At 43.7% G+C, this 24645-nt stretch carries 24 protein-coding genes; 14 read left to right on the top strand and 10 right to left on the bottom strand.

What is annotated here, in order from left to right; all coding sequences use genetic code 11:
* Nucleotides 1-11: 11 nt before the first annotated feature.
* From paaG to sohB, 9 genes are all read left to right on the top strand, one after another.
* A complete protein-coding gene (gene paaG, locus L2096_RS09125; RefSeq protein ID WP_151977312.1) occupies nt 12-803 on the top strand; it encodes a 2-(1,2-epoxy-1,2-dihydrophenyl)acetyl-CoA isomerase PaaG in 792 nt (263 codons plus the stop codon).
* A gap of 218 nt (nt 804-1021) precedes the next feature.
* Nucleotides 1022-2314 (top strand): phenylacetate--CoA ligase PaaK, encoded by a 1293-nt coding sequence (gene paaK / locus L2096_RS09120; protein ID WP_250365263.1) that lies wholly within the window; start codon nt 1022-1024, stop codon nt 2312-2314.
* Between the two features lie 63 nt (nt 2315-2377).
* Complete coding sequence (gene paaX / locus L2096_RS09115) at nt 2378-3325, top strand: phenylacetic acid degradation operon negative regulatory protein PaaX (RefSeq protein ID WP_250365262.1); 948 nt, start codon at nt 2378-2380, stop codon at nt 3323-3325.
* 34 nt (nt 3326-3359) lie between these two features.
* Nucleotides 3360-3974, top strand: coding sequence for a gamma carbonic anhydrase family protein (locus L2096_RS09110; RefSeq protein ID WP_025094248.1), 615 nt, complete (start codon nt 3360-3362; stop codon nt 3972-3974).
* Between the two features lie 272 nt (nt 3975-4246).
* Entirely contained in the window at nt 4247-5278 is a 1032-nt protein-coding gene (locus L2096_RS09105) for a substrate-binding domain-containing protein (RefSeq protein ID WP_004936473.1), read from the top strand.
* 103 nt (nt 5279-5381) lie between these two features.
* On the top strand, nt 5382-6761 hold the full coding sequence (pstC, locus tag L2096_RS09100) for a phosphate ABC transporter permease subunit PstC (protein WP_004946438.1): 1380 nt from the start codon (nt 5382-5384) through the stop codon (nt 6759-6761).
* Complete coding sequence (gene pstA, locus L2096_RS09095; RefSeq protein ID WP_004936478.1) at nt 6758-8155, top strand: phosphate ABC transporter permease PstA; 1398 nt, start codon at nt 6758-6760, stop codon at nt 8153-8155. The genes pstC and pstA overlap by 4 nt, the downstream gene beginning before the upstream one ends.
* 14 nt (nt 8156-8169) lie before the next feature.
* Nucleotides 8170-9078 carry a phosphate ABC transporter ATP-binding protein PstB gene (gene pstB, locus L2096_RS09090; protein WP_004936484.1) on the top strand — a complete coding sequence of 303 codons (909 nt, stop codon included), beginning with the start codon at nt 8170-8172 and terminating at the stop codon, nt 9076-9078.
* 146 nt (nt 9079-9224) lie between these two features.
* The gene (gene sohB, locus L2096_RS09085) at nt 9225-10187 is read left to right on the top strand and encodes a protease SohB (protein WP_004936485.1); all 963 of its coding nucleotides are present in this window, start codon (nt 9225-9227) and stop codon (nt 10185-10187) included.
* A 101-nt stretch (nt 10188-10288) separates the two neighbouring features.
* Here the strand turns inward: sohB and purB are convergent, their stop codons facing one another.
* From purB to L2096_RS09065, 4 genes are read right to left on the bottom strand one after another with little or no spacing between them, the layout of a single operon-like run.
* Nucleotides 10289-11677: an adenylosuccinate lyase gene (purB, locus tag L2096_RS09080; protein WP_004936488.1), complete on the bottom strand. Its 1389-nt coding sequence runs from the start codon at nt 11675-11677 to the stop codon at nt 10289-10291.
* 55 nt (nt 11678-11732) lie between these two features.
* The gene (hflD, locus tag L2096_RS09075) at nt 11733-12464 is read right to left on the bottom strand and encodes a high frequency lysogenization protein HflD (RefSeq protein ID WP_004936491.1); all 732 of its coding nucleotides are present in this window, start codon (nt 12462-12464) and stop codon (nt 11733-11735) included.
* 13 nt (nt 12465-12477) lie between these two features.
* Nucleotides 12478-13611, bottom strand: a complete 1134-nt coding sequence (gene mnmA, locus L2096_RS09070) for a tRNA 2-thiouridine(34) synthase MnmA (RefSeq protein ID WP_004936496.1) — start codon at nt 13609-13611, stop codon at nt 12478-12480.
* 4 nt (nt 13612-13615) lie between these two features.
* Nucleotides 13616-14104: an NUDIX hydrolase gene (locus tag L2096_RS09065; RefSeq protein WP_104125088.1), complete on the bottom strand. Its 489-nt coding sequence runs from the start codon at nt 14102-14104 to the stop codon at nt 13616-13618.
* A gap of 329 nt (nt 14105-14433) precedes the next feature.
* Between L2096_RS09065 and L2096_RS09060 the strand changes: the two genes are divergently transcribed.
* Complete coding sequence (locus L2096_RS09060; protein WP_250365261.1) at nt 14434-15729, top strand: alpha/beta hydrolase; 1296 nt, start codon at nt 14434-14436, stop codon at nt 15727-15729.
* Between the two features lie 46 nt (nt 15730-15775).
* Here L2096_RS09060 and L2096_RS09055 read toward each other — a convergent pair whose 3' ends face one another.
* The 3 genes from L2096_RS09055 to L2096_RS09045 all read right to left on the bottom strand — a co-directional run bounded on the left by L2096_RS09055 (nt 15776) and on the right by L2096_RS09045 (nt 18077).
* Nucleotides 15776-16321 (bottom strand): gamma carbonic anhydrase family protein, encoded by a 546-nt coding sequence (locus L2096_RS09055; protein ID WP_104125057.1) that lies wholly within the window; start codon nt 16319-16321, stop codon nt 15776-15778.
* Nucleotides 16322-16412: 91 nt separating this feature from the next.
* A complete protein-coding gene (gene dacC / locus L2096_RS09050) occupies nt 16413-17561 on the bottom strand; it encodes a D-alanyl-D-alanine carboxypeptidase PBP5/6 (RefSeq protein ID WP_004936509.1) in 1149 nt (382 codons plus the stop codon).
* A 117-nt stretch (nt 17562-17678) separates the two neighbouring features.
* Nucleotides 17679-18077, bottom strand: a complete 399-nt coding sequence (locus L2096_RS09045; RefSeq protein ID WP_004946453.1) for an MCR_0457 family protein — start codon at nt 18075-18077, stop codon at nt 17679-17681.
* Nucleotides 18078-18325: 248 nt separating this feature from the next.
* Here L2096_RS09045 and surE point away from each other — a divergent pair, with 248 nt between their 5' ends.
* From surE to L2096_RS09030, 3 genes are all read left to right on the top strand, one after another.
* Complete coding sequence (gene surE, locus L2096_RS09040; RefSeq protein ID WP_004946454.1) at nt 18326-19093, top strand: 5'/3'-nucleotidase SurE; 768 nt, start codon at nt 18326-18328, stop codon at nt 19091-19093.
* A gap of 130 nt (nt 19094-19223) precedes the next feature.
* Entirely contained in the window at nt 19224-20057 is an 834-nt protein-coding gene (locus L2096_RS09035; protein ID WP_004936518.1) for a peptidoglycan DD-metalloendopeptidase family protein, read from the top strand.
* A 109-nt stretch (nt 20058-20166) separates the two neighbouring features.
* Complete coding sequence (locus L2096_RS09030; protein ID WP_004936521.1) at nt 20167-21096, top strand: LysR family transcriptional regulator; 930 nt, start codon at nt 20167-20169, stop codon at nt 21094-21096.
* Between the two features lie 49 nt (nt 21097-21145).
* Here the strand turns inward: L2096_RS09030 and L2096_RS09025 are convergent, their stop codons facing one another.
* On the bottom strand, nt 21146-22360 hold the full coding sequence (locus L2096_RS09025) for an aspartate aminotransferase family protein (RefSeq protein ID WP_111812546.1): 1215 nt from the start codon (nt 22358-22360) through the stop codon (nt 21146-21148).
* A 165-nt stretch (nt 22361-22525) separates the two neighbouring features.
* Here L2096_RS09025 and grxD point away from each other — a divergent pair, with 165 nt between their 5' ends.
* A complete protein-coding gene (gene grxD / locus L2096_RS09020) occupies nt 22526-22867 on the top strand; it encodes a Grx4 family monothiol glutaredoxin (protein WP_004936530.1) in 342 nt (113 codons plus the stop codon).
* Between the two features lie 44 nt (nt 22868-22911).
* Here grxD and L2096_RS09015 read toward each other — a convergent pair whose 3' ends face one another.
* Together L2096_RS09015 and ahpF are read right to left on the bottom strand one after the other, a co-directional pair.
* A complete protein-coding gene (locus L2096_RS09015; RefSeq protein WP_025094240.1) occupies nt 22912-23253 on the bottom strand; it encodes a hypothetical protein in 342 nt (113 codons plus the stop codon).
* A gap of 182 nt (nt 23254-23435) precedes the next feature.
* The coding region (gene ahpF, locus L2096_RS09010) for an alkyl hydroperoxide reductase subunit F (protein WP_250365260.1) at nt 23436-24645 on the bottom strand (1210 nt) is incomplete at its 5' end.

The raw sequence follows: 24645 nt of genomic DNA, 5'->3' as shown, positions 1-24645 counted from the left end.
TGGAGAATAAAATGGAATTTCAAACCATAATTGTGCAAGAACACAATGCGGTGGGTTATCTCACCTTAAACCGACCACAGCAACTCAACAGCTTTAACGAAATCATGCATCATGAAGTATCAAAAGTGATGCAGCAATGGACCACTAATCCTCAGATTCGCGCCGTGGTAATCACAGGATCTGGCCGAGGATTTTGTGCTGGACAAGACCTCAATGATCGCGTAGTCGATCCAGATGTCGATGCGCCCGATCTAGGTTTATCGATTGAAAAATATTACAACCCGTTGATTCAGTGCATTACCGAAATGCCAAAACCAGTGATTTGTGCGGTAAATGGTGTGGCTGCGGGTGCAGGTGCCAATATCGCGTTGGCATGTGATATTGTGGTTGCGGCTGAATCTGCCACCTTTATACAAGCATTTTGTCGCTTGGGACTGGTACCGGACTCAGGTGGCACATGGTTTTTACCTCGTTTGGTTGGTCGAGCACAAGCCATGGGACTGGCAATGCTGGGCGATAAAGTGACGGCACAACGTGCGCTTGAGCTCGGCATGATCTGGCAGGTCGTACCCGATGATCAATTACAGCAGACCACCACAGATCTGGCTGAGCATTTGGCCAAGCAACCGACGTATGGTTTGTCGCTGATTAAAAAAGCAATCCATGCCTCGGCGCATAACCCACTAGAAACACAGCTACTTTTGGAGCGTGATTATCAACGCCTTGCAGGTCGCTCAAATGATTACCGCGAGGGCGTGCAGGCGTTTATGCAAAAACGTGTGCCGCAGTATTCTGGCTGCTAGTAAATTGTAAAGCTTTGCACATGCAACAATGAATGAAAAACACGATACTGTAGCCCAAATGACATTCCATAACGATGAAATGGTCTGAATCAAAATGTACGAGTTTCGGTTTGTGCTTATGTTTTTGGCTATAACCTAATACCAATGACGATTGAATTGATGACAACAACTCGCATGATCGAGATAAATAGCAGTCAGGATGACTGAGGAGCCAGACGGTGAATAAGAATGCATTAGATGCGATTGAAACAGCCTCAATCGATGAATTGCGCAGTGTACAGTTTGAGCGTATGCAAAAAACATTGCGTCACGCCTACCAAAACAGTCCAGCGTACCAAAAAAAGTTTGATGAAGCAGGTGTACATCCCGACGATTTTAAACAACTGGAAGATTTAGCAAAATTTCCATTTACTACAAAAAAAGATCTGCGTGACAATTATCCGTTTGGAATGTTTGCGGTGCCACAAGAACAAATTGTGCGTGTGCATGCCTCTTCAGGTACAACGGGGCAACCCACTGTGGTTGGTTACACCCAGCAAGATATTCATTTATGGGCAGATGTCGTGGCACGTTCTTTGCGCGCTGCCGGATTGACTGCAAAGGATGTGATACAGGTTTCCTACGGCTATGGCCTGTTTACAGGTGGGCTAGGTGCCCATTATGGTGCTGAGCGTTTAGGCGCTACCGTCATCCCGATGTCGGGAGGTCAAACCGAACGTCAGGTACAATTGATTCAAGATTTTAAACCAACTGCACTTATGGTGACGCCATCTTATTGCCTGAATATTATTGAAGGGCTTGAAAAGCAAATGGGCAATGCCAGAGCGTGCTCAATCAAGACGGGCATATTTGGAGCAGAGCCGTGGACCAATGAAATGCGCCATGAAATCGAACAGCGCTTGGGTATTGATGCACTCGATATCTACGGATTGTCTGAGGTGATGGGTCCTGGTGTGGCAATGGAATGTCTGGAAAGTAAAGATGGACCAACCATTTGGGAAGATCATTTTTATCCGGAAATTATACATCCAGAAACAGGTGAGGTTTTGCCGGATGGCGAATTAGGTGAGCTGGTTTTTACCACGATTACCAAAGAGGGAATGCCGTTGATTCGTTACAGTACGCGTGATTTGACCCGTCTTTTACCCGGTACAGCACGCACAATGCGCCGAATGGATAAAATTATTGGGCGCAGTGACGATATGATGATTATTCGTGGTGTAAATGTGTTTCCATCACAAATTGAGGAACAGATTTTACATATTCCGCAATTGGTGCCAAATTATCAGATCCAGATTTGTAAACATGGTCACTTGGATACCTTGCATATTCGTGCTGAAATGCGAAGTGAGCTTAGTGACGCGCTGGCGCCCCAACTGTGCGTACAATTGCAAAACCGGATCAAAACCATGGTGGGAATTTCAGTAAAAGTCGAGATTTTATGTGAGGGAAGTTTACCTCGCTCCGAAGGTAAGGCTCAGCGTGTGTTCGATACCCGAAAATCGGCGTAATTCAATCAAAATGATCCGTCACGGGATGGATCATTTTTTTCTAAACAAGGTGTAAGAAACGAAATGAATCAGAAATTAAAACAAATTATCGATGAATTCGTTCAGAAAGAAGCTTTAAGTGTCACCTCACTGATCATGACTATTTTTGGTGATTGTATTTTTCACCGTGGAGGAATGATCAGTCTGGCCAGTTTGATACAGCTCATTGAAACCTTGGGCGTAAATGAACGTTCTGTTCGTACCGCCGTATTTCGTCTGGTCAAAAATGGTTGGCTGGTTTCCGAGAAAGTTGGTCGTACCAGTTATTATCGAATTACTGAAAGTAGCCGTCAGCGCTTTATCAATGCAGACCAAAAAATTTATAGCCTGAGCCACCATGAATGGGATCAGCAATGGGATTTGGTTCTGCTCAGTTCGGTAGAAATTGAAAATAAGATTCAACTAAAAAAAGAGCTCGAGTGGTTGGGTTTTGCCAATATTGCGACAAATCTGATGGCTTATCCAGGGTGTGATCATTTAAAACTGCAAAGTTTACTCATGAATTTGAGCATGATCGATCAGGTTGTTATTTTTAAAGCGCAAACTCTTAAATTGTGGCAAGAATCGAACCAAACTGTAAAACGTATGGTCGAAAGTAATTGGCCAGTTCAGGAGTTACATGAGCGCTATGGAAAGTTTATTGGTGATTTTCGTGAGCTACTCGGTATCATTGAAAATGAAGATGCATTAGATCCATTGCAGGCGTTTCAAATCCGTATTTTATTGATTCACCAATATCGCCGTATTTTACTGAAAGATCCAAATTTACCATTTGAACTGCTGCCGTCTCACTGGCTATCACTCAATGCACGTAACCTGACTGGCAACTTATATCAAGTGGTGTTTAATGAGGCAGAAAGCTTCTTTTTACATACTGCACGCACATCAGAAGGGGCGATGCCGTCAGCGCATCCGCAGTTTTATAAGCGCTTTGGTGGACTGGTTCTGGAAAAAAATGAGCCTGTTGCCTAAGTGTAATGGCTGTTTCATGTAATGGAGCAAAGTGATGCCGTGTTATTCAATTGATGGTGTGATTCCTGTGATTAGTCCGCATGCCTATGTGCATCCTACTGCGGTATTGATTGGGGATGTGATTATTGAAGACGGCGTGTATGTTGGGCCGCTTGCCTCACTGCGTGCCGACTTTGGTCGCATTCATGTACAGGCCAATGCCAACATCCAAGATGCGTGCGTGATTCATGGTTTTCCAAACAGTATTACCCAAGTTGCAGAGCGCGCGCATGTGGGTCATGGTGCGATATTACATGGTTGTACATTGCATCATAATGTTTTGATTGGTATGCACAGCGTCATTCTTGACGGGGCTGTTATTGGGGAAAATACAATTGTCGGCGCGCACAGTTTGGTAAAGGCAAAGATGCAAGTACCTGCGAATGTGATGCTGGTAGGTAGCCCAGCCAAGGTCATTCGAGAATTAACTGAGGCAGAAAAAAACTGGAAACAGCAGGGAACACAAACTTACATCGAGTTAGCACAGCGCTGCTTACACAGCATGCAGGAAGTGCAGCCGCACGCGCAGATACATTCACATCGACGCGATTATCGCGATTTTTTTTCGCAACATGTCACAAAACATGAATATTTGACCAAGCAGCCTTGATCCCTAATTGAGAGTTCTGAGTTGAGTGAAATTCAGCCATTTGAAGGTGTTCTGAGCGAATCCTTGATTTTAAAAATATTTTTACATTAGCAATAAATTAAGCGCAGATTCTGTTTGATTGAAAAAAATGACAATAAAAATTTATCATCATAAAAGCGTCATAAAGTTGTCACTTAATTGTCATATTATCTGCTCAGAATGCAGTTAACCAAAGTACAACACTTAAATAAAGAAAGCGTTGTCATTAAATTGCACAAATGAGAGAAAACAGAATGCGCTTAAATCCACGTCACATCGCCATCGCATTAGCAGTATCTGGGGCAACTTTAGCGACAGCTGCAAATGCAGCCCGCGACACGATTCAGATTGCAGGATCTTCTACCGTATTGCCATATGCAAGTATTGTGGCAGAAGAATTTGGTAATACATTCCCTCAATTTAAAACACCTGTAGTAGGCTCAGGCGGTACTTCAGGCGGCTTAAAGCAGTTTTGTCAAGGCGTGGGCGACAACACCATTGATATCGCGAATGCATCTCGTAAAATTAAAGATACTGAGTTGGCAGCATGTAAAAAATCTGGCGTAAATCAAGTCCAAGAAATCAAAATTGGTTACGACGGTATCGTGTTTGCATCGAACTCATCCAAACCGGCTTACAAACTGAAACCAGCTTTTGTTTTCGCTGCATTGGCAGAAAAACTCCCGTCGAATGGTCAGTTGGTTCCAAACCCGTATACACGTTGGAATCAAATTGACAAATCGCTTCCAAACGAACCGATTACTTTAGTCATTCCAGCGTCTAACCACGGTACACGTGAAGTGTTCCAAGAAAAAATGGTTGAAGCAGGCTGTGAATCATACGAATATTTCAAGAAGTTAGATAAAGACGACCAGAAGAAAGCATGTTCGGCATTCCGTAAAGACGGACGTGTGATCGAAATTTCAGGCGACTACACAGAAACACTTGCGCGCCTTAAAACATCACCAAGTGCGGTGGGTGTATTTGGTTTAGGTTTCTACGATCAAAACCGTGACAAGCTACGTGTTGCGACTGTAAATAACGTGGCACCATCTGAAAAAACCATTTTGAATGGCAGCTACCCAGTTTCTCGTCCGTTGTTCTTCTATGTAAAAGGTGAACACTTAAAATCAATCAAAGGTTTACCACAATACGTTGAGTTCTTTATCAACAAGAAAACATCGGGTAAAGGTTCTAAACTTGAGAAAGCGGGTTTGATTTCAATGTCTGATTCAGAGCGTGCAAAAGTCTTGGCAGACTTTAAAGCGGGTAAATCAGTTAAGTAATTTGTTTAACATTGGAAAGCTGATGGTGATTCAACAACACCATCAGCTTTTTTCTAGCAAAGTTTTTTCAAAGAATCAAAATTGAAAAAACGGTGGAGATTACATGAATCTGCTATTGATTGGCGTGCTATTGGCTTTGATTGCTATAGCTTATCAAATCGGGTTATCTAAAAGCCGTAGCCTAGCAGGTAAGGGAAATAATTCCGCGTTATTGCACTCACGCCCGGGTTATTACGGTGCGCTGGTGGCGTTATGGTGTGGTATCCCTGCGTTTTTAATTTTAATTGTTTGGAATATTGCTGAACCGCATTTTTTAAAACAAATTGTACTCAATCAGGTACCTGCTTCCATTTATGCAGGTATGGATCAAGCCAGTGTTGAAGTGCTGCTCAATCGTGTAAAAGCCATTGCATCAGGTTTTGGAGTAACCGATCAGCCTGCCGCATATGAGCTGGCTGCAGCGCAGCAACTGGCAAAATTCCAGACTATTGGCTCTTATGCCAAGCTGGCTGTGGTGTTGTGTGCTGCTATTGCAGGCCTTCTTTTTGCCAAGAAACGCATCGGTCAAAGCTACCGTGCGCGAAATAAAGTCGAGCGCGTGATTAACATTACCTTAGCGCTGTGTTCAGGTGTGGCGATTTTAACCACTTTGGGCATTGTGATGTCGATGTTTAGTGAGGCATTGCGCTTTTTCAGTTTTGTTAGTCCCTTTGATTTCTTCTTCGGTACCGAATGGAATCCGGGCTTTAGCACATCAGGGAATGCCGAAGGGAGTTATGGCCTGTTGCCTTTACTCTGGGGCACCCTCATGGTGAGTGGTATTGCACTATTGGTGTCTGTTCCGCTAGGCCTGATGATTGCGATTTACTTATCTGAGTATGCATCTTCAACGTTGCGTTCATGGGCAAAACCAACCATCGAGATTCTGGCTGGTATTCCCACCATTGTATATGGTGTGTTTGCACTGATGGTGATTGGGCCGTTCTTTAAAGAAGCGGGTGAAATGATTGGTCTTAATATCACCGCAACCAGCGCACTTACAGCCGGTTTCGTTATGGGTATCATGATCATTCCGTTTGTTTCTTCACTTTCAGATGACATTATTACCCAAGTTCCTCGCGCACTTCGTGATGGCTCTTTAGGTTTGGGTGCAACCAAATCGGAAACCATCCGTCAGGTGGTCTTGCCAGCTGCATTACCCGGTATTATTGGTGCATTTTTGCTCGCGGCATCTCGTGCGATTGGTGAAACCATGATTGTGGTATTGGCCGCAGGTAACAGCCCGCTGTTGCATATCAATCCGCTTGAAGCAGTATCGACCGTTACGGTGACGATTGTGAATCAGCTCACTGGTGATACCGACTTTGCAAGTCCACAGGCTTTGGTGGCTTTTGCCCTTGGTTTAACCCTTTTTGTGATCACGCTTGGTCTCAACATTATTGCACTCTACATCGTGCGTAAATATCGTGAGCAATACGAATGAGTCTATCCAATACATCTACACCAGTGGATCAGAATGCATTTGATCCACAAGTTGCCGCCGAATTACGTGCGAAGCGCAAAAGTAAAATTCAAAAGTCGCTGGCAAAACGTCATCGCAAAGAAAAGTCGTTTCGTATATTCGGCTTATCCGCAGTGGTCATTGGTTTGCTGTTTGTTGCTTTATTATTCGGCAGTATTTTGGCCAAAGGCTTACCTGCATTTTGGCAAACCAGCGTGACTGTTCCTGTTTATTTCGACCCGACGATTATCAATGCTGGCCCTAAGCCTACTCAAGCAGCAGGTGAGACCCCAGCGCACTTTCAGGAACGCTATATCGATTGGCAAACCAAAATGGGCATGGTCGATTGGGATGCACTCATCGTAAACGGCATGATTGCTAAAGATCCAGCTTTGGCTGCCAAACGTGATGATCTCACCAGTTTATATACCAGTTCGGAAGCCTATCGTTTACGCGATATGGTATTTCAAGATCCGTCATTAGTGGGTAAGCGCGAAGAGATCAAGTTCTTGGCCGATGCCAACATTGATGTCTGGCTGACAGGTAAAATTGACCGTTCTTTACCAGACGATCAACAACAGCTCAGCCCGGAAGTTCGACAGCTGGCCGATCAGCTTGAAGCAAAAGGCATTTTGTCACATACCTTTAATACCAGTTTGTTTACCAACCCAGACTCGCGTAGCTCTCCTGCAACGAGTGGTTTAGCTGGTGCATTCATGGGCTCGTTGTTCATGATGCTGATCGTGATTTTTATCTCTATCCCGATTGGTGTGGCCAGTGCGATTTATCTGGAAGAGTTTGCTAAACAAAATATCTTAACCGACACCATCGAAGTCAATATCAACAACTTAGCGGCGGTACCTTCAATCGTATTTGGTTTGCTCGGGGCTGCCATCTTTATTAACTGGATGCATCTACCACTTTCTGCGCCGCTGGTTGGGGGCTTGGTACTGAGTTTAATGACTTTGCCGACAGTGATTATTACCACGCGTGCATCTTTAAAAGCGGTACCGCCTTCGATTCGTCAGGCTGCACTCGGTCTAGGTGCATCAAAAGTACAAACCGTTTTTCATCATGTTTTACCATTGGCGCTTCCTGGTATTTTAACCGGTGCCATCATTGGTGTGGCACAGGCTTTAGGTGAAACAGCACCACTGTTATTGATCGGGATGAGTGCTTTCGTTGCCAGTGTACCGACTTCTCCACTGGATCAATCTACTGCGCTTCCAGTCCAAATTTTCTTGTGGCAGGGTAACGAGCTGCGCAATTTCTTCGAAGGCCGAACCGCCGCTGCGATTATTGTGTTGCTGGTGATGATGATTGGCTTAAACAGCCTTGCCATTTGGTTACGTAAAAAGTTTGAAGTGCGTTGGTAATTGAGGAACAGATCATGAATACTATGAATACAACCCGTCCCGTAGAAAAGGATACGACAGTGACCTCAGAACAAATGCAGTCTACTGGTACAGATACACCACAAAAACGTCATGGTTCATTTGTGTCAATCGATCCGAACACATCACCTAAAAAAGACGTAAACAAAACCATTAAGATCAGCACCAGCGATGTGCATGTATATTATGGCGAAAGTGAAGCCATTAAAGGGATCGATCTGGAAGTTTACGAAAACGAAGTGATTGCCTTTATCGGACCATCGGGCTGTGGTAAATCGACCTTTTTGCGTACCTTAAACCGCATGAATGACACGATTGATAGTTGCCGAGTGACAGGTAAAGTGTTGCTCGACAACCAAGACATTTATGATCCAAATCTGGATGTTGTGTTGCTTCGTGCTCAAGTGGGCATGGTGTTCCAAAAGCCAAACCCATTTCCAAAATCTATTTTTGAAAATGTTGCATATGGTCCGAAGCTTCACGGTTTGGCGCGCGATAAATACGACCTTGAAGAAATTGTTGAAAATAGCTTGCATAAAGCAGGTTTGTGGGATGAAGTGAAAGATCGTCTGAATCAGCCGGGTACTGGTCTTTCGGGTGGTCAGCAACAGCGTTTATGTATTGCACGAACCATTGCGGTAAGTCCAGATGTGATTTTAATGGATGAGCCATGTTCGGCACTAGATCCGATTGCAACGGCAAAAATTGAAGAACTGATTTCAGAGCTTTCGCATCAGTACACTATCGCCATTGTTACCCACTCGATGCAGCAGGCGGCACGTGTTTCAGATCGTACGGCGTACTTCCATTTGGGTGATTTGATCGAAGTGAACTCAACTGAAAAAGTCTTCACGCAGCCAGATCATCAATTGACAGAGGCTTACATTACCGGACGCTTCGGTTGATGAAACGTATAAGAGAAGGCCTTCGGGCCTTTTTTTATGCCTAAAAATAGGGCGTAAACTCGACTGTTTTCAAAATAGATATTGAATTTTCTAAAGAATGTCCTCATCTTTATCTAAATAATGTGCAATTAGAGAATGGCCGAACTATGTTATTTCATTTACCTAAATTACCAGCCGAATTACGTGTCACACATTTAAATGCACGTGTAAATGAACAACGAAAAAAGATTGCACAAACCACTGCATCTAAACTTGAGCTGTTACAGCTCACACAACAACTTGCCAAAGAAGCCAAAGCACGTAAGAAAAAGAACCAGAAAGTGTATGTACTCGATTTTAAAGGTGATGTACAAGCTTCTGCTGTTGAGCAGCTTCGTGAAGAAATCACGCTCATTCTGGCGACTGCAAAATCTGGTAAAGATCGTGTGGTACTGCGTTTAGAAAGCCCGGGTGGCATGGTGCATGGTTATGGTCTGGCAGCTGCGCAGTTGGTACGTTTGCGTGATGCGGGCTTTCATCTGACCATCGTGGTCGATAAAGTGGCGGCGAGTGGCGGCTACATGATGGCGTGTATTGCGAGTGAAATTATTTCTGCGCCTTTTGCCATTTTAGGCTCGATTGGTGTGGTGGCTCAGGTGCCAAATTTCAATCGATTACTCAAAGAACATAATGTAGATTTTGAGCTGTATACTGCTGGTGAATATAAACGTACCGTGACCATGTTTGGTGAAAATACCCCTGAAGGAAAAGCCAAATTCGAGCAAGAACTTCAACAAACCCATGCATTATTTAAGCATTTTGTAGAAAAGTATCGTCCACAGCTCAATGTTGAAAAAGTTGCAACGGGTGAGCATTGGTATGGTCAAGATGCACTTGATCTGAATCTGGTCGACAAGCTGCAAACCTCAGATGAATATTTATTGAGCTTGTTGCCGCAGCATGATGTATTTGTGATTACAACACGTAAAAAACCAACCCTTGGTGAAAAATTAGGTCTTCAAGCTGCCCAGATTGCAGATACACTGATTCCTGCTGTAGTGTCCAAACTTACCGACACCTTGATCAAAGCCAATGGTCATTTGGTACAGCTACGCGATCCTAAGCTTTAATCTTGCGCGTAATATTTTTTTTAAAAAACGTGTAGTAACTCACGAATGCAATAAAAAAAGCGGAATTTAAATTCCGCTTTTTTTATGACTAGAAGACCAACTTAGAGTTTGGCAATGAGGTCATGAATTTGTTTTGCTTGATCTGCTGCATTGCCGGTATAGCTTGCTGGCGTCATTTCGGCCAAACGTGCACGATCTTCACTCGGTACTTGAGTCAATTCATCACCATTGACGAAGTTTACCATCATATCGCGTGTCATGGCTTGACCACGTGTTAAAGCTTTTAGCTTTTCATATGGTTTTTCAACGTTGTAACGACGCATTACAGTTTGAATTGGCTCAGCCAATACTTCCTGTGCTTGATCTAGATCTTCAGCAAGACGAGCAGCGTTGAGTTCAAGTTTACCAATACCTTTTAAGCAAGCTTCAAAAGCAATTAAACTTTGAGCAAAACCGACACCCATATTACGTAATACGGTTGAATCGGTCAGATCACGCTGCCAGCGTGACACTGGAAGTTTCTCGCCCAAATGTGCCAGTACCGCATTGGCAATACCGAGGTTACCTTCTGAGTTTTCAAAGTCGATCGGATTGACCTTGTGTGGCATAGTTGAAGAACCTACTTCGCCATCTTTAAGCTTTTGCTTGAAATAACCCAACGAAATATAACCCCAAACGTCGCGGTTAAAATCGATCAAGATGGTGTTGTAACGACGTAGCGCATCAAACAATTCGGCCATATAATCGTGTGGCTCGATTTGCGTGGTGTACGGGTTGAAGTTCAAGCCTAAAGATTCAACAAATGCTTGCGCATGCGCAGCCCAGTCAATCGATGGATACGCCGACAAGTGTGCATTGTAGTTACCGACCGCGCCATTGATTTTGCCAAGCAATTCGACATTTTCAAATTGTTTAATCTGACGTGCCAAACGGTAAGCCACGTTTGCCATTTCTTTACCAAGCGTGGTTGGGCTGGCAGTCTGGCCATGTGTACGAGACAACATTGGTTGTTCGGCATGCGTGGTTGCAAGCGCAGCAATTGCATTTAAGATGTCTTTCATGCTCGCCACAAGTACATCACGACCATTTTTAAGCATTAAAGCATGTGATAAGTTATTGATGTCTTCAGAAGTACATGCAAAGTGAATGAATTCACCTGCATTTTTGAGTTCATCAATATTTGCAATTTTTTCTTTCAAGAAATACTCAACTGCTTTCACATCGTGGTTGGTGGTGCGTTCGATTTCTTTAATGCGGTTCGCATCATCTTCAGAAAAATCTGCAACGATTGCGTCGAGTGCTGCATTGGTTTGAGCTGAAAAAGGAGCAATCTCAATGATTTCGGCGTGGTTCGCAAGTGCTTGTAACCAGCGAACTTCAACTGTCACACGAGCATGAATCAAACCAAACTCAGAAAGAAAAGGGCGCAAAGCATCACATTTGCTGGCATAACGTCCGTCTAATGGAGAGAGGGCAGTTAAAGCGTTCATAGAGATTCCTTAAACAGGGAATTGACGTAAAACGAAAATCGCAGCAGCATCAGATCTAGACCATTTGATACTGTAAGCGAGCGAGAGTTTGAATATCTTGAAGCAATTTACGTTTGCTAAAAATCATGTTCCATGAACTACCACCGAGCTGGCGCCACAGATGTGCAAGTTGCAAGCCGGTAAACAAGCAGGCACGAATGCGATTGGTATGATTGGCATCTTTAAATGCTTCTGCATTGCCGCGTACCAAAATACGCGGGTTAATCTGACCTGCGGTATCGACATAGGCTTGGGCAAGATTTGCAATAATGCTGGAGTGTAAGTAGTTATGATCAAAAAAAGACAATTGCTTGAGAATTTTTTGCTGTGATTTTTCAATAATTGCCACATATTCGGGATTGCTATACACCTTTTTTTCAAGATGAAGCAGCGCCATGGCATACGACATAGGTAGCTTGGCGCTTGGCATTTTGGGGATTTTTGTTTTTGGCGTGGGACTAAATGGTTGGTTGATACTGCTTTCAAGCGTTTTAAGGCCAAGAGCGATATCGCCGAGTTGATTGAAAAAGTCCAGTGTTTGTGTTGAGGAGTTCACCGCAGGTCGGATATTTAGGCTGGCTTTAATGAGTTGCTCAAAATAAAAATTCCCGCTTTCCCCAATACTTTGCTGTCCGGTCATGGCGGTCATATGAGTCAGCTGGGTGGCTTGAAAGACACCCGCCAACGCTAACGCACGGTTCTGACGAACATTCAATGATTGAGGCTGTTGAAAAGGGGTATCAACCATGCCTAAGATCCCTTTATATAAAATCAGGTTTTGGGGCGTTGGTATTGAGGATTACACCACCACCCAAACAAATTTCATCCGAATAAAAAACAACACTTTGACCCGGTGTAACGGCGCGTTGCGGTTGGTCAAACTCAACTCTTATACGGTTTTCGTTGTGTTCATCACGGTAAATTGTACACGCTTGATCTGGCTGACGGTAGCGAGTTTTTGCAGTACATCGGAAACCTGTAGCAGGAATTTCCTGTTCACCCGCCACCCAATCAATATTTTCACTCCAAAGTGCGGTACTTTGCATCAAAGGATGTTCATGACCTTGACCAACCACCAAACGGTTGTTTTCCAAGTCTTTGTGCAATACAAACCAAGCACCTTCGCTTGCTCCTTTCATGCCACCCAAGCCAATACCACCACGCTGACCCAGCGTATAGTACATCAAGCCATGATGTTCACCAACGTCTTTACCATTATCGAGTACAATTTTACCCGGCTGAGCTGGCAGATATTGCTTTAAGAAGTCATTGAATCGGCGTTCACCAATAAAGCAGATACCCGTCGAATCTTTTTTCTTGGCAGTGGCTAAATCTAACTGTTCAGCGATCTTGCGAACTTCAGGCTTTTCGATTTCACCTACTGGGAACAAAGTTTTATTAATTTCGCGACCATGTACAGCATGCAAGAAGTAGGTCTGATCTTTATTGTTGTCTACACCACGCAATAACGGTGCATACGTTTCACCACGTGAGTTTTGCATACTTGAACCACGGCGTGCATAGTGGCCTGTTGCAATAAAATCTGCACCGAGTGTCATGGCGTGATCTAAAAATGCACGAAACTTGATTTCTTTATTGCACAAAATATCCGGGTTAGGCGTACGCCCAGCAGCATATTCTGCTAAAAAGTGTTCAAATACGCGGTCCCAATATTCCATTGCAAAATTTGCAGTATGTAGCTTGATCCCAATTTTGTCGGCCACAGCCTGAGCATCAGCCAAATCTTCTAGTGCTGTGCAATACTCGGTTCCATCATCTTCTTCCCAGTTTTTCATGAAAAGACCTTCAACCTGATAACCCTGTTGAAGTAAAAGTGCAGCAGAAACAGATGAATCTACACCACCAGACATACCGACGATGACACGTTGTTGCATAGGACTAGGCATCCAATTGAGAAGTGAGGGGAGAAGCGAAGGGATGCTCATATACGAGCGATAAAGGATATTTCTTTCCAGCCAAGGCATCTTGAATGGCTTTTAACACCAGCGGGCTTCGAGCACGTGCCGAAATTTCAAGCTCATCTGGCGTCATCCAGACTGCAGCGACGATATCGGTGTCGAGTTGTGCTTCTGTATCGACATCTAGCACATGCGCCAAAAAGCAAAATCGATAATAGGTGTGATCTGGAAACATGGGCGGCGTATAGCTGTAAATGCCAAGTAAATGGTCGATTGCCACGCGATGCGCTGTTTCTTCAAAAGTCTCACGAATCGCGGCATCAATAAGCGTTTCGCCAGCTTCGACATGGCCTGCAGGCTGGTTAAACACGGTATGTACGAAGCCTTCGCTGTGTTCTTCAACCAATAAGAATCGGCCATTTTTTTCGACAACAGTGGCAACGGTGACATGAGGTGTCCAAGCAGTCATAAACAGCACCATGATTTTAAAACGCATATTCTACAAAATTTGCACCTTTGTGGCTAGGCTATAACGCGGTGCAGTGAGCCATTAAGGTAAAAAGCACGCAAAAACTCACATTCAAGGTGCATTAAAAATAGTGTTAAAGCAATCTTTTAAGTCTAAATATAGAATCTCCAGTATTTGCTAAGACCTTTAGAATGACTACAGAGTAATGCAAAAACATGAAGGAGTAGACAGATTTAATTTCTATTAATGTTTCAAGTATCATCAAAATGTGATTTTATAATGAAGCCCCTAAGGATTAGGGTATAAATTAAAATAACTGGAATAATATCATGCAAAAAATATTGAAAAAACGGATGCTTGCACTTTCATGCTTATCGGTATTCATGCTGGCGGCTTGTAATGATGATGACAATTCATCTGGTAGCGTGGGTTCATCTACATATGTATCAGAATCGGCTTACGCAAAGGATTCACTAAGTGAAGCCGCTTCAATCACGGTCATGACGTATAAAATGCAAAGCGTCAGAAATGTCGCTGTCAATGCAACCGCAATGGTTTTATTCCCGAAAACTGCGCAGCCGGCAGATGGCTATCGCGTTGTGGTCTGGGAACACGGAACCTTAGGTGTCGGCGATAGCTGTGCACCTACCAATAATCTACTTGGGCCACGCTTTAAAGATCCATTGGCTAAAAGTCTTTTGGCTGCAGGGTACGTGATTGTAGCACCAGATTATGAAGGACTTGGAACGCCAGGAATACATCCTTATTTGCATCTTGAAAGTGAAGCACGTTCTGCAATTTCGGCTGTTAAGGCAGCACAGGAACATTATGGCAGCAAGCTTAATAAACAATGGATGTCGATTGGTCAGTCACAAGGTGGTCAGGCATCATTGGGAACAGCTGAATTTGCCAATAGTGATGCTAACTTTAAGGGCGCTGTGGCAGGCGCACCTGCATCGAGTTTGGGTCAGATTATTTTTAGTGTTGCCCCAGCTGCACTTGCGGCTGCCGAACAAAAAGAATTAGATGCCGGTGCAAGTTTGGCCTATCGTGCAGAAAATGGCTCTATTGGGGCTTATGCAACTTTACTGACCTATGCTGCATTTGCTGCAGTTGGAATTAAGGCATCCGATCCAAGTTTCAACTACAGAGAAATCTTTAGTGATACGCGCTCACAACTGATTGCTGAAATGGCAGAAGGAAGTACGGGTGAAAACGGATTGTGTCTTGACAGTACAGATCTGGTGAATGCGCCACAAGACAGTCTACGCTATCGATTTGCTCAAGATATTGTTAAGTTTTTAAGTGACAATCCAAGTAAAAAACTTCTGGATTATCCTGGATTAAATCAGCAGAAATTTGAAGCTAGTGCGCAAATCAAATCATTCTTGGCGGCAAGTCAGCCGGGCACAAAAAAGATTGATAAACCGATCATGATTATTCAGGGAACCGCAGATATGAGTGTGCCGTATCCTGTTACGCTCGCGCTCTATAACGCCATGAAAGCACAGGGAACTAATGTGCAGTTACTCACCGTACCAGGTGCTACACATACCCAAGCGATCGTCGATAAAAACGCCGATGCAGTGAACTTTATTCAGACTTATATGCCGGCTCGTCCTTAAGCAAACATCCCCCCAAGATTTTAAACGCCAATCTTAGGGGGATAGCTTAGGCTTCTAATTGATTTAAATAGTTATTTTTAACCTTCACATAATGCTGTGCCGAATAAGGCAAAAATGCTTTTTCTTTTTCGGTTAATGGACGCACTTGAACCACAGGGCTACCTACATACAAATAACCACTTTCAAGTCGTTTACGTGGTGGAACCAAGCTTCCTGCACCAATCATGACATCATCTTCAATCATCGCGTCATCTAAAATCACGGTATTAATTCCAACCAAAACACGATTTCCGATGGTACAGCCATGCAAGGTTACATGATGGCCAATGGTAACGTCTTCCCCAATGGTTAGGGGGGAACCATTGGGTTTGGTCTCATTTTTATGGCTTACGTGCAGCATGCAGTGATCTTGTACATTACTGTTGCGACCAATCCGAATCTGATTCACATCGCCCCGAATCACAGCAAATGGCCAGACCGACGCATGTTCAGCCAGTTGAACATCACCAATCACAACCGACATTTCATCGACGTAACAGCTTGAGTCGATTTTAGGTTGATGTTCGAGATAAGGACGTATATTTTTTTTCATTAGTGATCAATATCGTTGAGTTTTATACAGTATAAAAGAAAAAAGGCACTCATGTTTAAAACAAGAATGCCTTCATTTTTATTACAACCAATTAAAACAGGTTGCTAAAAAACTGCTTGATATGGTCGATCAAACGCGAGAAAAAGCCCGCTTCTTCGACTGGTTTTAGTGCCACCAATGGTTTTTCTGCAATCACTTTACCATCAAGCGTAGCAACTAATTTGCCCACAACCTGACCTTTTTGTAGCGGTGCATTCAATTTTGGTTGTACAACCAATTGGGTTTTAATGTTGTCTGCCTGACCTTTTGGCATGGTGACATTGAAGTTTTCTGCCAAACCAATCTGCACTTCATTTTCTTTACCAAACCATACTTTGGCCTTGGCAAGCACTTGATTTGCAGGTTGAACGTTTACCGTTTCAAAGTTTGAAAAGCCCCACGCTAAAAGGGTACGGGTTTGGTTGGCACGCTCATTAACACTGTTGGTTCCAAAAATAACTGAAATCAAGCGCATTGGCCCACGTTTACTCGATGTGGTGAGGCAGTAACCTGCTTCCGAGGTGTGTCCAGTTTTCAGACCGTCTACACTAGGGTCGGTGTATAGCAATGCATTACGGTTACCTTGCTTAATACCGTTAAAGGTGAATTCTTTTTCTGAATAAATTGGGTAGTACTTTGAACTGTCTTTAATGATGTGCTGTGCAAGCAGTGCCATATCTTTGGCAGATGAATAATGACCTTCTGCCGGTAAGCCAGTCGAGTTCATAAAGTGGGTATTCACCATACCTAAACGCTTGGCTTCTTGGTTCATCATGTGGGCAAATGTACCTTCATTGCCTGCCACATGCTCTGCCATGGCTTTAGAAGCATCATTACCCGATTGCACAATAATACCACGCAACATTTCAAGGACTGTTGCCGTGCCATTTAATGGTACATACATACACGATTCTGAACTACTTCCGCGGCACCATGCAGATTCATTCATACGAACCTGTTCGCCTTCGGTTAATTCGCCTTTTAAAAGCTTCTGCTCAATGATGTAACTGGTCATCATTTTGGTCATTGAAGCCGGTGCAAGATGCTCATTTTCATTTTTAGATGCAAGAATTTGACCGGTTTCATAATCCATCAGGACATAGGATTTGTTATTTAATTCTGGTGGTGTGGATAACACAGTTGCTGCATAGGAAAATGAGGGTAAAAGAACGAGTGCAGCAAGGGCGCTTTTTAGAGTCATTTCTAGTTGGTCCAATATCTTGAGTAAAGCAGAAGAGCCTAGCATTTTAGGATAAAGCAAAGCCGACTTCTACGGGAAAGTCGGCTTATTTCACACAGTATTGTAAATACGATTAAATTATGACTTATATGCTTTTACATCTTCGCAAACAGCACGATTTTGCTCATCACCAGCCTTTTTGGCATCAGCACGCGCTTCTTTTAAAAACTTCTGGAAATTTTTTTGTTTGCTGAGTTTTTCTAATGCCTCATCTGGATTACTTTCGTTTGGCATATAGTCTTTAACCAAACGTGAGTAGCCAGATTCAAATGCAGCTTTGTCTTGTGCAACCAATTTTGGGCAAATTTCATGCAGTACACGGATTGCTGCGAGCTCTTCTTGCGTAATGCCTTCTTGCGGTGTCACTTCAATATTTTCAGACATGTCTTTCGCATCGGCAGCGTGAACCACGGGTAATAGGGCACTCGATACAACAAGCAAAGCGGAGGAAATACGTAAAGCAATCGATTTTTTCATTGTTGACCTAAATCACATCTAAAATACAGTAATTTCACTAGAGTACCGTGATCTGAAAAGAATAAAAGTCAAAAATGTATACTTGATGTTGGTTTATCGAAAAATCATACAGATGAAAAGAGTACATAATCATCTTAAAAATCAGCATGATTTTTGCGCAGTGCATCGCTTTGGGGCTTGAATATTGATAAGAACATGGCGATATAATCGGAGCCTTGTTTTCGTTGATTAGATAGAGTCTGCTTGAAGTGAATATTTTAATAGCCAATGACGACGGTGTGTTTGCTCCCGGAATTCAAGCATTAGCCAAAGCATTACGTCCGCTGGGGCGGGTGGTCATCGTAGCACCAGAAAGTGAGCGCAGTGGCTACTCGAGTGCCTTAACGCTTGACCGACCACTGCGTCCGATTCAAATTGCACAAGATGTCTGGGCGGTCAACGGTACTCCTGCCGACTGTGTATATCTGTCAATGAACGGCTTGTTTGATTTTGAGTTTGATCTGGTCGTGAGCGGAATTAACAGCGGCGCCAATTTAGGTGACGATGTACTGTACTCGGGTACGGTGGGTGCTGCATTTGAAGGACGCTTGATGAAGCAGCCAGCGATTGCGGTGTCTCTGGCAGGCAGTAATGTGCGTTCTTATGAAAATATCAACGACTATGCCGTTGCTGCACAATGGGTTCATGACTTTATTAAAAAAGGACTGCCAAATTTACCGGCACGTCATATTCTCAATATCAATATTCCAGACGTGCCTGAGCTAAAAGGCGAAAAAGTCACCTATCAGGGGCTACGTGGTCAAGCCAAGCCAATTACCAGTCATGTCGATCCGCGTGGACGTCAGGTCTATTGGATTGGTCTTGCTGGGGAAGCTGTTACAGATCCAAGAAAAACGCCGTCACATATCCAGTCAGATTTCTTTGCAGTCGCCAATGGTTATGTCAGCATTACCCCGATTCAGATGGATGCAACCAATTATAATATTTTAGAAGACTTACAAACATATATAGGCTAGAGCTATAACTGACCGCGCTGTAAGTGTTGTAACTTTGTGAAAAAAAGGTGAAGAGACTCGTTTCTTCATCCTTTTTTGGTAATCTTAGTGCAACGATTTGTTAGTGTTGCTTGATTCGAGAGGGAGATAAATGCAATTGCTTCGACAACAACGGGATTTTAATGCTTCGGCCCATACTTTCATCAAAACAATAATGTTGTCTGCTGCGGTTGCTGGTACACTTGCAATCACCGGATGTGCCTCAAAACCTCAGATAAATCAGCAAGTTCGATATACGAGTGCGCCAGATTACTATACGGTGCGTTCAGGTGATACATTAAGCGGGATTGCCGCACGCTATGGTTTAAATTATTTAAATGTGGCAGAGCTCAATGATATTGCGCCGCCATATCGCATTTACGTAAATCAATCTTTACGTTTGAAAGGCTCGGCAAGCCGTCGCTCTGTGACTACTCAGCCAATGGTTCAATCTGCACCTATTCAACGCCAGAGTATTAATTTACCGACCACAACGGCGCAAACCACTCCACCAAGAACCACCACGCCTGTAAATACTGTACCAGCGCCAGTTGTTCCTGTTTCGCCTGTACCAAGTACTTTGCGCTGGATGAAACCATCGAATGGTCCAGTCATTCAAAGTTTTAATTTGGCAAGTAATATCAAAGGGATACGCTATGGTGGAAACCAAGGTGATCCAGTCTTCGCAGCAGCAAACGGTCAGGTGGTATATGCGGCAGATGGCTTGAAAGAATATGGAAACTTGGTGCTTGTTAAACATGTCGATGGCTATATTACAGCGTATGCACATAACAGCAAGATGCTCGTAAAAAGCGGAGATAATGTAACGGCCGGTCAAAAAATTGCTGAAATGGGTTCTTCAGGTACAAACCGCGTGATGCTTGAGTTTCAGGTGCGTTTAGATGGTAAACCGATTAATCCTGCCAACATTATCCCAATTAACTAATAGGAATTATGAATTAGATAATGCAAAGCATAGATTTCTCCGTATAATACAACGAGTTGCTTTTATCATATTTAGATAAGGAGCATCTCATAAGTTCAGAGGGAAATTTATGTTAGATCAACTTCGAGCAATGGGAGTATTTGCTTGTGTTGTAGAGAAAAGTTCGTTCAGTGGTGCAGCCCGAAATTTAGGTATCACCACCAGTGCAGTCAGTCAGCAAATTCGGTCACTAGAGCAAGAGATGGATGTTACACTGCTACATCGCTCTACCCGAAAGTTAAGCTTAACTGAGGCTGGACAAGCTTTTTTCCACAGTTGTCAAGAAATGCTCGCTGCTGCAGAGCGTGGAAAAATTCGGATCAACGAATTAAGGGATGATTTAATCGGGGATCTTCGCATTGCGACGACACCAGAGTTAGGTGCATTCCACGTGATTCCTGCATTGTCACATTGGATGTCTGCTCATCGCGGATTGTCCGTTCATTTTGAAGCTGATCATCGGTATATAGATCTTATTGAAGGGCGGATTGATATAGCCATTCGGATGAGCCAACGTATAGACGATCAGAGTTTAAATGCCATTCCGATGGCGCGTGTCGATCAAGTATTGGTCGCCTCGCCAAGTTATTTAAATCAATCGGCTCCAATTTCGCGCCCAGAAGATTTGGCGAATCATGATCTCATTCCAATTAATCTGATGAATGGTTATCAAGATTTTTCGTTTCAACACGCATCAAGTGGTGAACGCGTCGATCTTCAGATGAAAAATCGTTTGCAAACAAATAACGTATTTATCGCCAAAGCGCTATGCCAGCAAGGCCACGGCGTTGCCAGAATATTGTATTTGGATGTTCAAAAAGAATTGATCAATGGCTCGCTGGTCGAGGTTTTACCTGATTGGAACCTTCCTGCATTTAATTTGTATGCACTGACTCAAAAGCGCGAACAGCAACCGATGAAAATTCATCGTTGTCTAGATGCCCTCAAACAATATTTTGGCCAGCTTCCAGGCGGTCGTAATTTGTTAGAAGCATGCTAAGCGCAGAATAAAAAAAGCCGCATCAGCGGCTTTTTTTGATTGATTTAACTTAGGCCTTGATAAAATCTGTAATGGCCGGCACTAAGCGCGCCAAAAGGTCATCGGCTTGTTCAAATGTCATATTGAGTGGTGGGAGTAAACGGACTACGTTTCCTGCGGTCACATTGACAATCAGCTTATAATTGTCACGTGCACTATGCACGATATCTGCACATGGCATAGGTAATTCAATACCAATCATCATACCGAAGCCACGCACCTGAACTGAAAACTCTCCGAGACGTTCGCGTAACTGTTCAACAATATAACTGCCCACTTTTTCCGCATTTTCAATGACATTCTCTTTTTGAATGGTATCAATTACGGTGTAAACCACTCGTGAACCCAGCACTGTTCCACCATATGTCGAACCATGGCTACCTGGCCCAAGCAGACCAACAGCTTTGCCTTGCGTCATCACAGCACCTACCGGAAAACCATTGCCTAAGCCTTTAGCTGTTGTCAGAACATCGGGAACAATATTGGTGTGCTGGTAAGCAAAGTACTTTCCTGTACGGCCGTTTCCAGTTTGAATCTCGTCTAGCATCATCAGCCAATTGTGTTGATTACACAATGCACGCACTTCTTCAAGATAGCTAAAACCTTGAGGTGCAGTATTAATACCGCCTTCGCCCTGAATCGGTTCAATTAAAATAGCCACGATATCAGGATGATGAAGTGCAGCTTCTTGAATCGCTTCAACATCACCAAAAGGAACGCGTATAAAGCCTTCTACCAATGGATAAAAGCCTTCTTGTACTTTACTGTTGCCAGTTGCAGATAAAGTGGCGAGGGTACGGCCATGAAAAGATTTTTCGGCCACAATAATTTTAGGCTGGCGAATTCCTTGCTGTGCGCCAAACTTACGCGCAATCTTGATTGCGCCTTCGTTGGACTCGGCACCACTGTTTGAAAAGAAAATTTCGTGCATGCCTGAAACTTCGGCCAGCTTTTGTGCTGCTGCCGTTTGCCATGGAATTTCGAAGATATTACTGGTATGTACCAACGTCGCGGCCTGTTCGGCGATCGCCTCGGCAATGACAGGGTGTGCATGACCCAGTCCACAGACCGCAATCCCGGTTAAGGCATCGAGATACTCGGTTCCATCTTCCGTATAAAGATAAGATCCTCGGCCTCGCACAAAACTGATCGCTTGGCGGCCATAGGTTGCCATCAAATGAGTGGGTTGATCAGGTTGTACAGGGGCGAGGGTGATGTGATTCATATCGTACTCTTATCTGTGAAAAGAAATGAATTAAAAAGGGTATATAAGCAAAAACTCTTCAGGAAAGAAAGTATAAAACGAAAATTAAGCGAGAAATCTTAGGATCAGGCACACGGATTGTATACTTTTAGGTATAATGCCCTGAGAATAGTTGAGGATTTATCTATGACTGAACAAGCGCGTGATACAGAAGCGTTAATTCGTGACCAAATTGCTAAACATGCAGTGTTACTTTACATGAAAGGTACGCCACAATTTCCACAGTGTGGTTTTTCTGCGCGTGCAGTTGAAGCGCTGAGTCAAATTGGGCGACCATTTGCTTATGTCAATATTCTCGAAAATCCAGATATTCGTGCAACATTGCCGGGCATTGCAAACTGGCCGACATTCCCTCAATTGTGGGTCAATGGCGAACTTGTTGGTGGCAGCGACATCATGCTCGAAATGTTCCAAAATGGTGAGTTAAAGCCATTAATCGAGCAGCATAGTCCAGCTCCAGAAGCATAATGCTGATATAAAAAATCCCACATTATTGTGGGATTTTTTTGTTTTTATTTACTGTCTTCTTTCACATCTTTCGCTGCTTTCTCGACATGTGCAGCGGCATCATGAGTCGCATCACGTGTTGCAGCTTCAGTTTTTTGAGCTGCATTTTCAGTTGAAGCAGCTGCTTTATCGGCAGCAGCATCGATTTTAGCCGCAGCGTTGTCTGTAGCCGATTCAATTTTTTGAGCTGCGTTGTGTGAAGCATCTTTAATATCGTGGCCTGCTTGATTTGCTGCATTTTCCAAATGCTGGCCTGTTGTTGCGCCTGTCTCAGGGGTTTTTTCTTTACTACAACCCACCAGTGCCACAGCGGCCGCCAAGCTTGCAATCATCATCAGTTTTTTCATTGTATATTTCCTTTTTGTGAGGCATCCGATTGATATCGAAGTTAATTCATTATGCTAAAAATTATGCTATCTACTGATTTAAATTTGTAATTAAAATGTTTAAAAATGCAATAAAAAAAAAGGCTTATCCATCGGGGAAGATAAGCCTTATAAAAAGGTAAAACTACACTTGCGTTAAAAAATTAACCATTGCGAATAATATAATCGAAGGCAGACAATGCGGCTTTTGCCCCTTCACCTGTTGCAATAATGATCTGCTTGTACGGTACCGTGGTACAGTCACCCGCAGCAAATACACCCTTCACATTGGTTTCGTTACGCTCATCAATAATGATCTCACCGCGTACATTTAAATCCACTGTGCCTTTTAAGAAATCGGTGTTCGGCAACAATCCGATCTGTACAAAAATACCAGACAGCTCAAGCGTATGCTCGGTATCAGTGCCACGGTCTTTATATTTCAGACCCGTCACCTGACTACCGTCTCCCACCACTTCAGTGGATAAGGCATGCGTGATCACGGTGGCATTGCTCAAACTGTTCAGCTTGTCTTGCAATACCTGATCGGCACGAAGTTTGGTATCAAACTCAATCAGCGTCACATGCTCAACAATTCCCGCCAGATCAATCGCAGCTTCAACACCCGAGTTACCGCCACCAATCACCGCTACTTTCTTGCCTTTAAACAGCGGACCATCGCAGTGTGGGCAGTATGCAACACCACGGGTGGCATATTCATCCTCACCCGGAACATTCATCTTTCTCCAGCGCGCACCAGTAGAAAGAATGACGGTTTTCGATTCAACTGTAGCGCCATTTTCAAGTTCAAGATGTACCAGACCATTTATGGTTTGGTCTGCACCGGTGATCTTGCTCACACGCTGCAAGTTCATGATATCGACATCGTATTCACGAATATGTGCTTCCATATCGGTGGCAAACTTCGGCCCCAAGGTTTTTTGCACTGAGGTAAAGTTTTCAATGTCCATGGTGTCCATGACCTGACCGCCAAAGCGCTCTGCGATCATACCGGTACGAATGCCTTTACGTGCGGCATAAATGGCCGAGGTTCCACCCGCAGGGCCGGCACCGACCACCAGCACATCAAAGGCAGCTTTGGCATTGATGGCCGCAGCGTCTTTTTCAGCCGAATTATTGTCGAGTTTAGCTACAATCTCTTCAAGCGTCATACGGCCCTGACCAATATGCTGACCGTTTTGGAACACCATCGGCACAGCCATGATCTTGCGTTCTTCAACCTCATCCTGGAAGAAGGCACCGTCAATCATGGTGGCTGTTGCATTCGGGTTATAAATGGCAATCAGGTTGAGGGCCTGTACCACATCTGGACAGTTATGGCAGCTTAACGACACAAATACATCAAAATGATCG

Source organism: Acinetobacter sp. ACZLY 512, from assembly GCF_023614015.1.
GTDB lineage: Bacteria > Pseudomonadota > Gammaproteobacteria > Pseudomonadales > Moraxellaceae > Acinetobacter > Acinetobacter soli.
This window is presented reverse-complemented; position numbering and strand designations above follow the sequence as displayed.

Coding starts and splice junctions, on each gene's coding strand:
- paaG (WP_151977312.1), top strand. CDS start 12: ATGGAATTTCAAACCATAATTGTGCAAGAACACAATGCGGTGGGTTAT.
- paaX (WP_250365262.1), top strand. CDS start 2,378: ATGAATCAGAAATTAAAACAAATTATCGATGAATTCGTTCAGAAAGAA.
- L2096_RS09110 (WP_025094248.1), top strand. CDS start 3,360: ATGCCGTGTTATTCAATTGATGGTGTGATTCCTGTGATTAGTCCGCAT.
- L2096_RS09105 (WP_004936473.1), top strand. CDS start 4,247: ATGCGCTTAAATCCACGTCACATCGCCATCGCATTAGCAGTATCTGGG.
- pstC (WP_004946438.1), top strand. CDS start 5,382: ATGAATCTGCTATTGATTGGCGTGCTATTGGCTTTGATTGCTATAGCT.
- pstA (WP_004936478.1), top strand. CDS start 6,758: ATGAGTCTATCCAATACATCTACACCAGTGGATCAGAATGCATTTGAT.
- pstB (WP_004936484.1), top strand. CDS start 8,170: ATGAATACTATGAATACAACCCGTCCCGTAGAAAAGGATACGACAGTG.
- sohB (WP_004936485.1), top strand. CDS start 9,225: ATGTTATTTCATTTACCTAAATTACCAGCCGAATTACGTGTCACACAT.
- purB (WP_004936488.1), bottom strand. CDS start 11,677: ATGAACGCTTTAACTGCCCTCTCTCCATTAGACGGACGTTATGCCAGC.
- hflD (WP_004936491.1), bottom strand. CDS start 12,464: ATGGTTGATACCCCTTTTCAACAGCCTCAATCATTGAATGTTCGTCAG.
- mnmA (WP_004936496.1), bottom strand. CDS start 13,611: ATGCAACAACGTGTCATCGTCGGTATGTCTGGTGGTGTAGATTCATCT.
- L2096_RS09065 (WP_104125088.1), bottom strand. CDS start 14,104: ATGACTGCTTGGACACCTCATGTCACCGTTGCCACTGTTGTCGAAAAA.
- L2096_RS09060 (WP_250365261.1), top strand. CDS start 14,434: ATGCAAAAAATATTGAAAAAACGGATGCTTGCACTTTCATGCTTATCG.
- L2096_RS09055 (WP_104125057.1), bottom strand. CDS start 16,321: ATGAAAAAAAATATACGTCCTTATCTCGAACATCAACCTAAAATCGAC.
- dacC (WP_004936509.1), bottom strand. CDS start 17,561: ATGACTCTAAAAAGCGCCCTTGCTGCACTCGTTCTTTTACCCTCATTT.
- L2096_RS09045 (WP_004946453.1), bottom strand. CDS start 18,077: ATGAAAAAATCGATTGCTTTACGTATTTCCTCCGCTTTGCTTGTTGTA.
- L2096_RS09035 (WP_004936518.1), top strand. CDS start 19,224: ATGCAATTGCTTCGACAACAACGGGATTTTAATGCTTCGGCCCATACT.
- L2096_RS09030 (WP_004936521.1), top strand. CDS start 20,167: ATGTTAGATCAACTTCGAGCAATGGGAGTATTTGCTTGTGTTGTAGAG.
- L2096_RS09025 (WP_111812546.1), bottom strand. CDS start 22,360: ATGAATCACATCACCCTCGCCCCTGTACAACCTGATCAACCCACTCAT.
- grxD (WP_004936530.1), top strand. CDS start 22,526: ATGACTGAACAAGCGCGTGATACAGAAGCGTTAATTCGTGACCAAATT.
- L2096_RS09015 (WP_025094240.1), bottom strand. CDS start 23,253: ATGAAAAAACTGATGATGATTGCAAGCTTGGCGGCCGCTGTGGCACTG.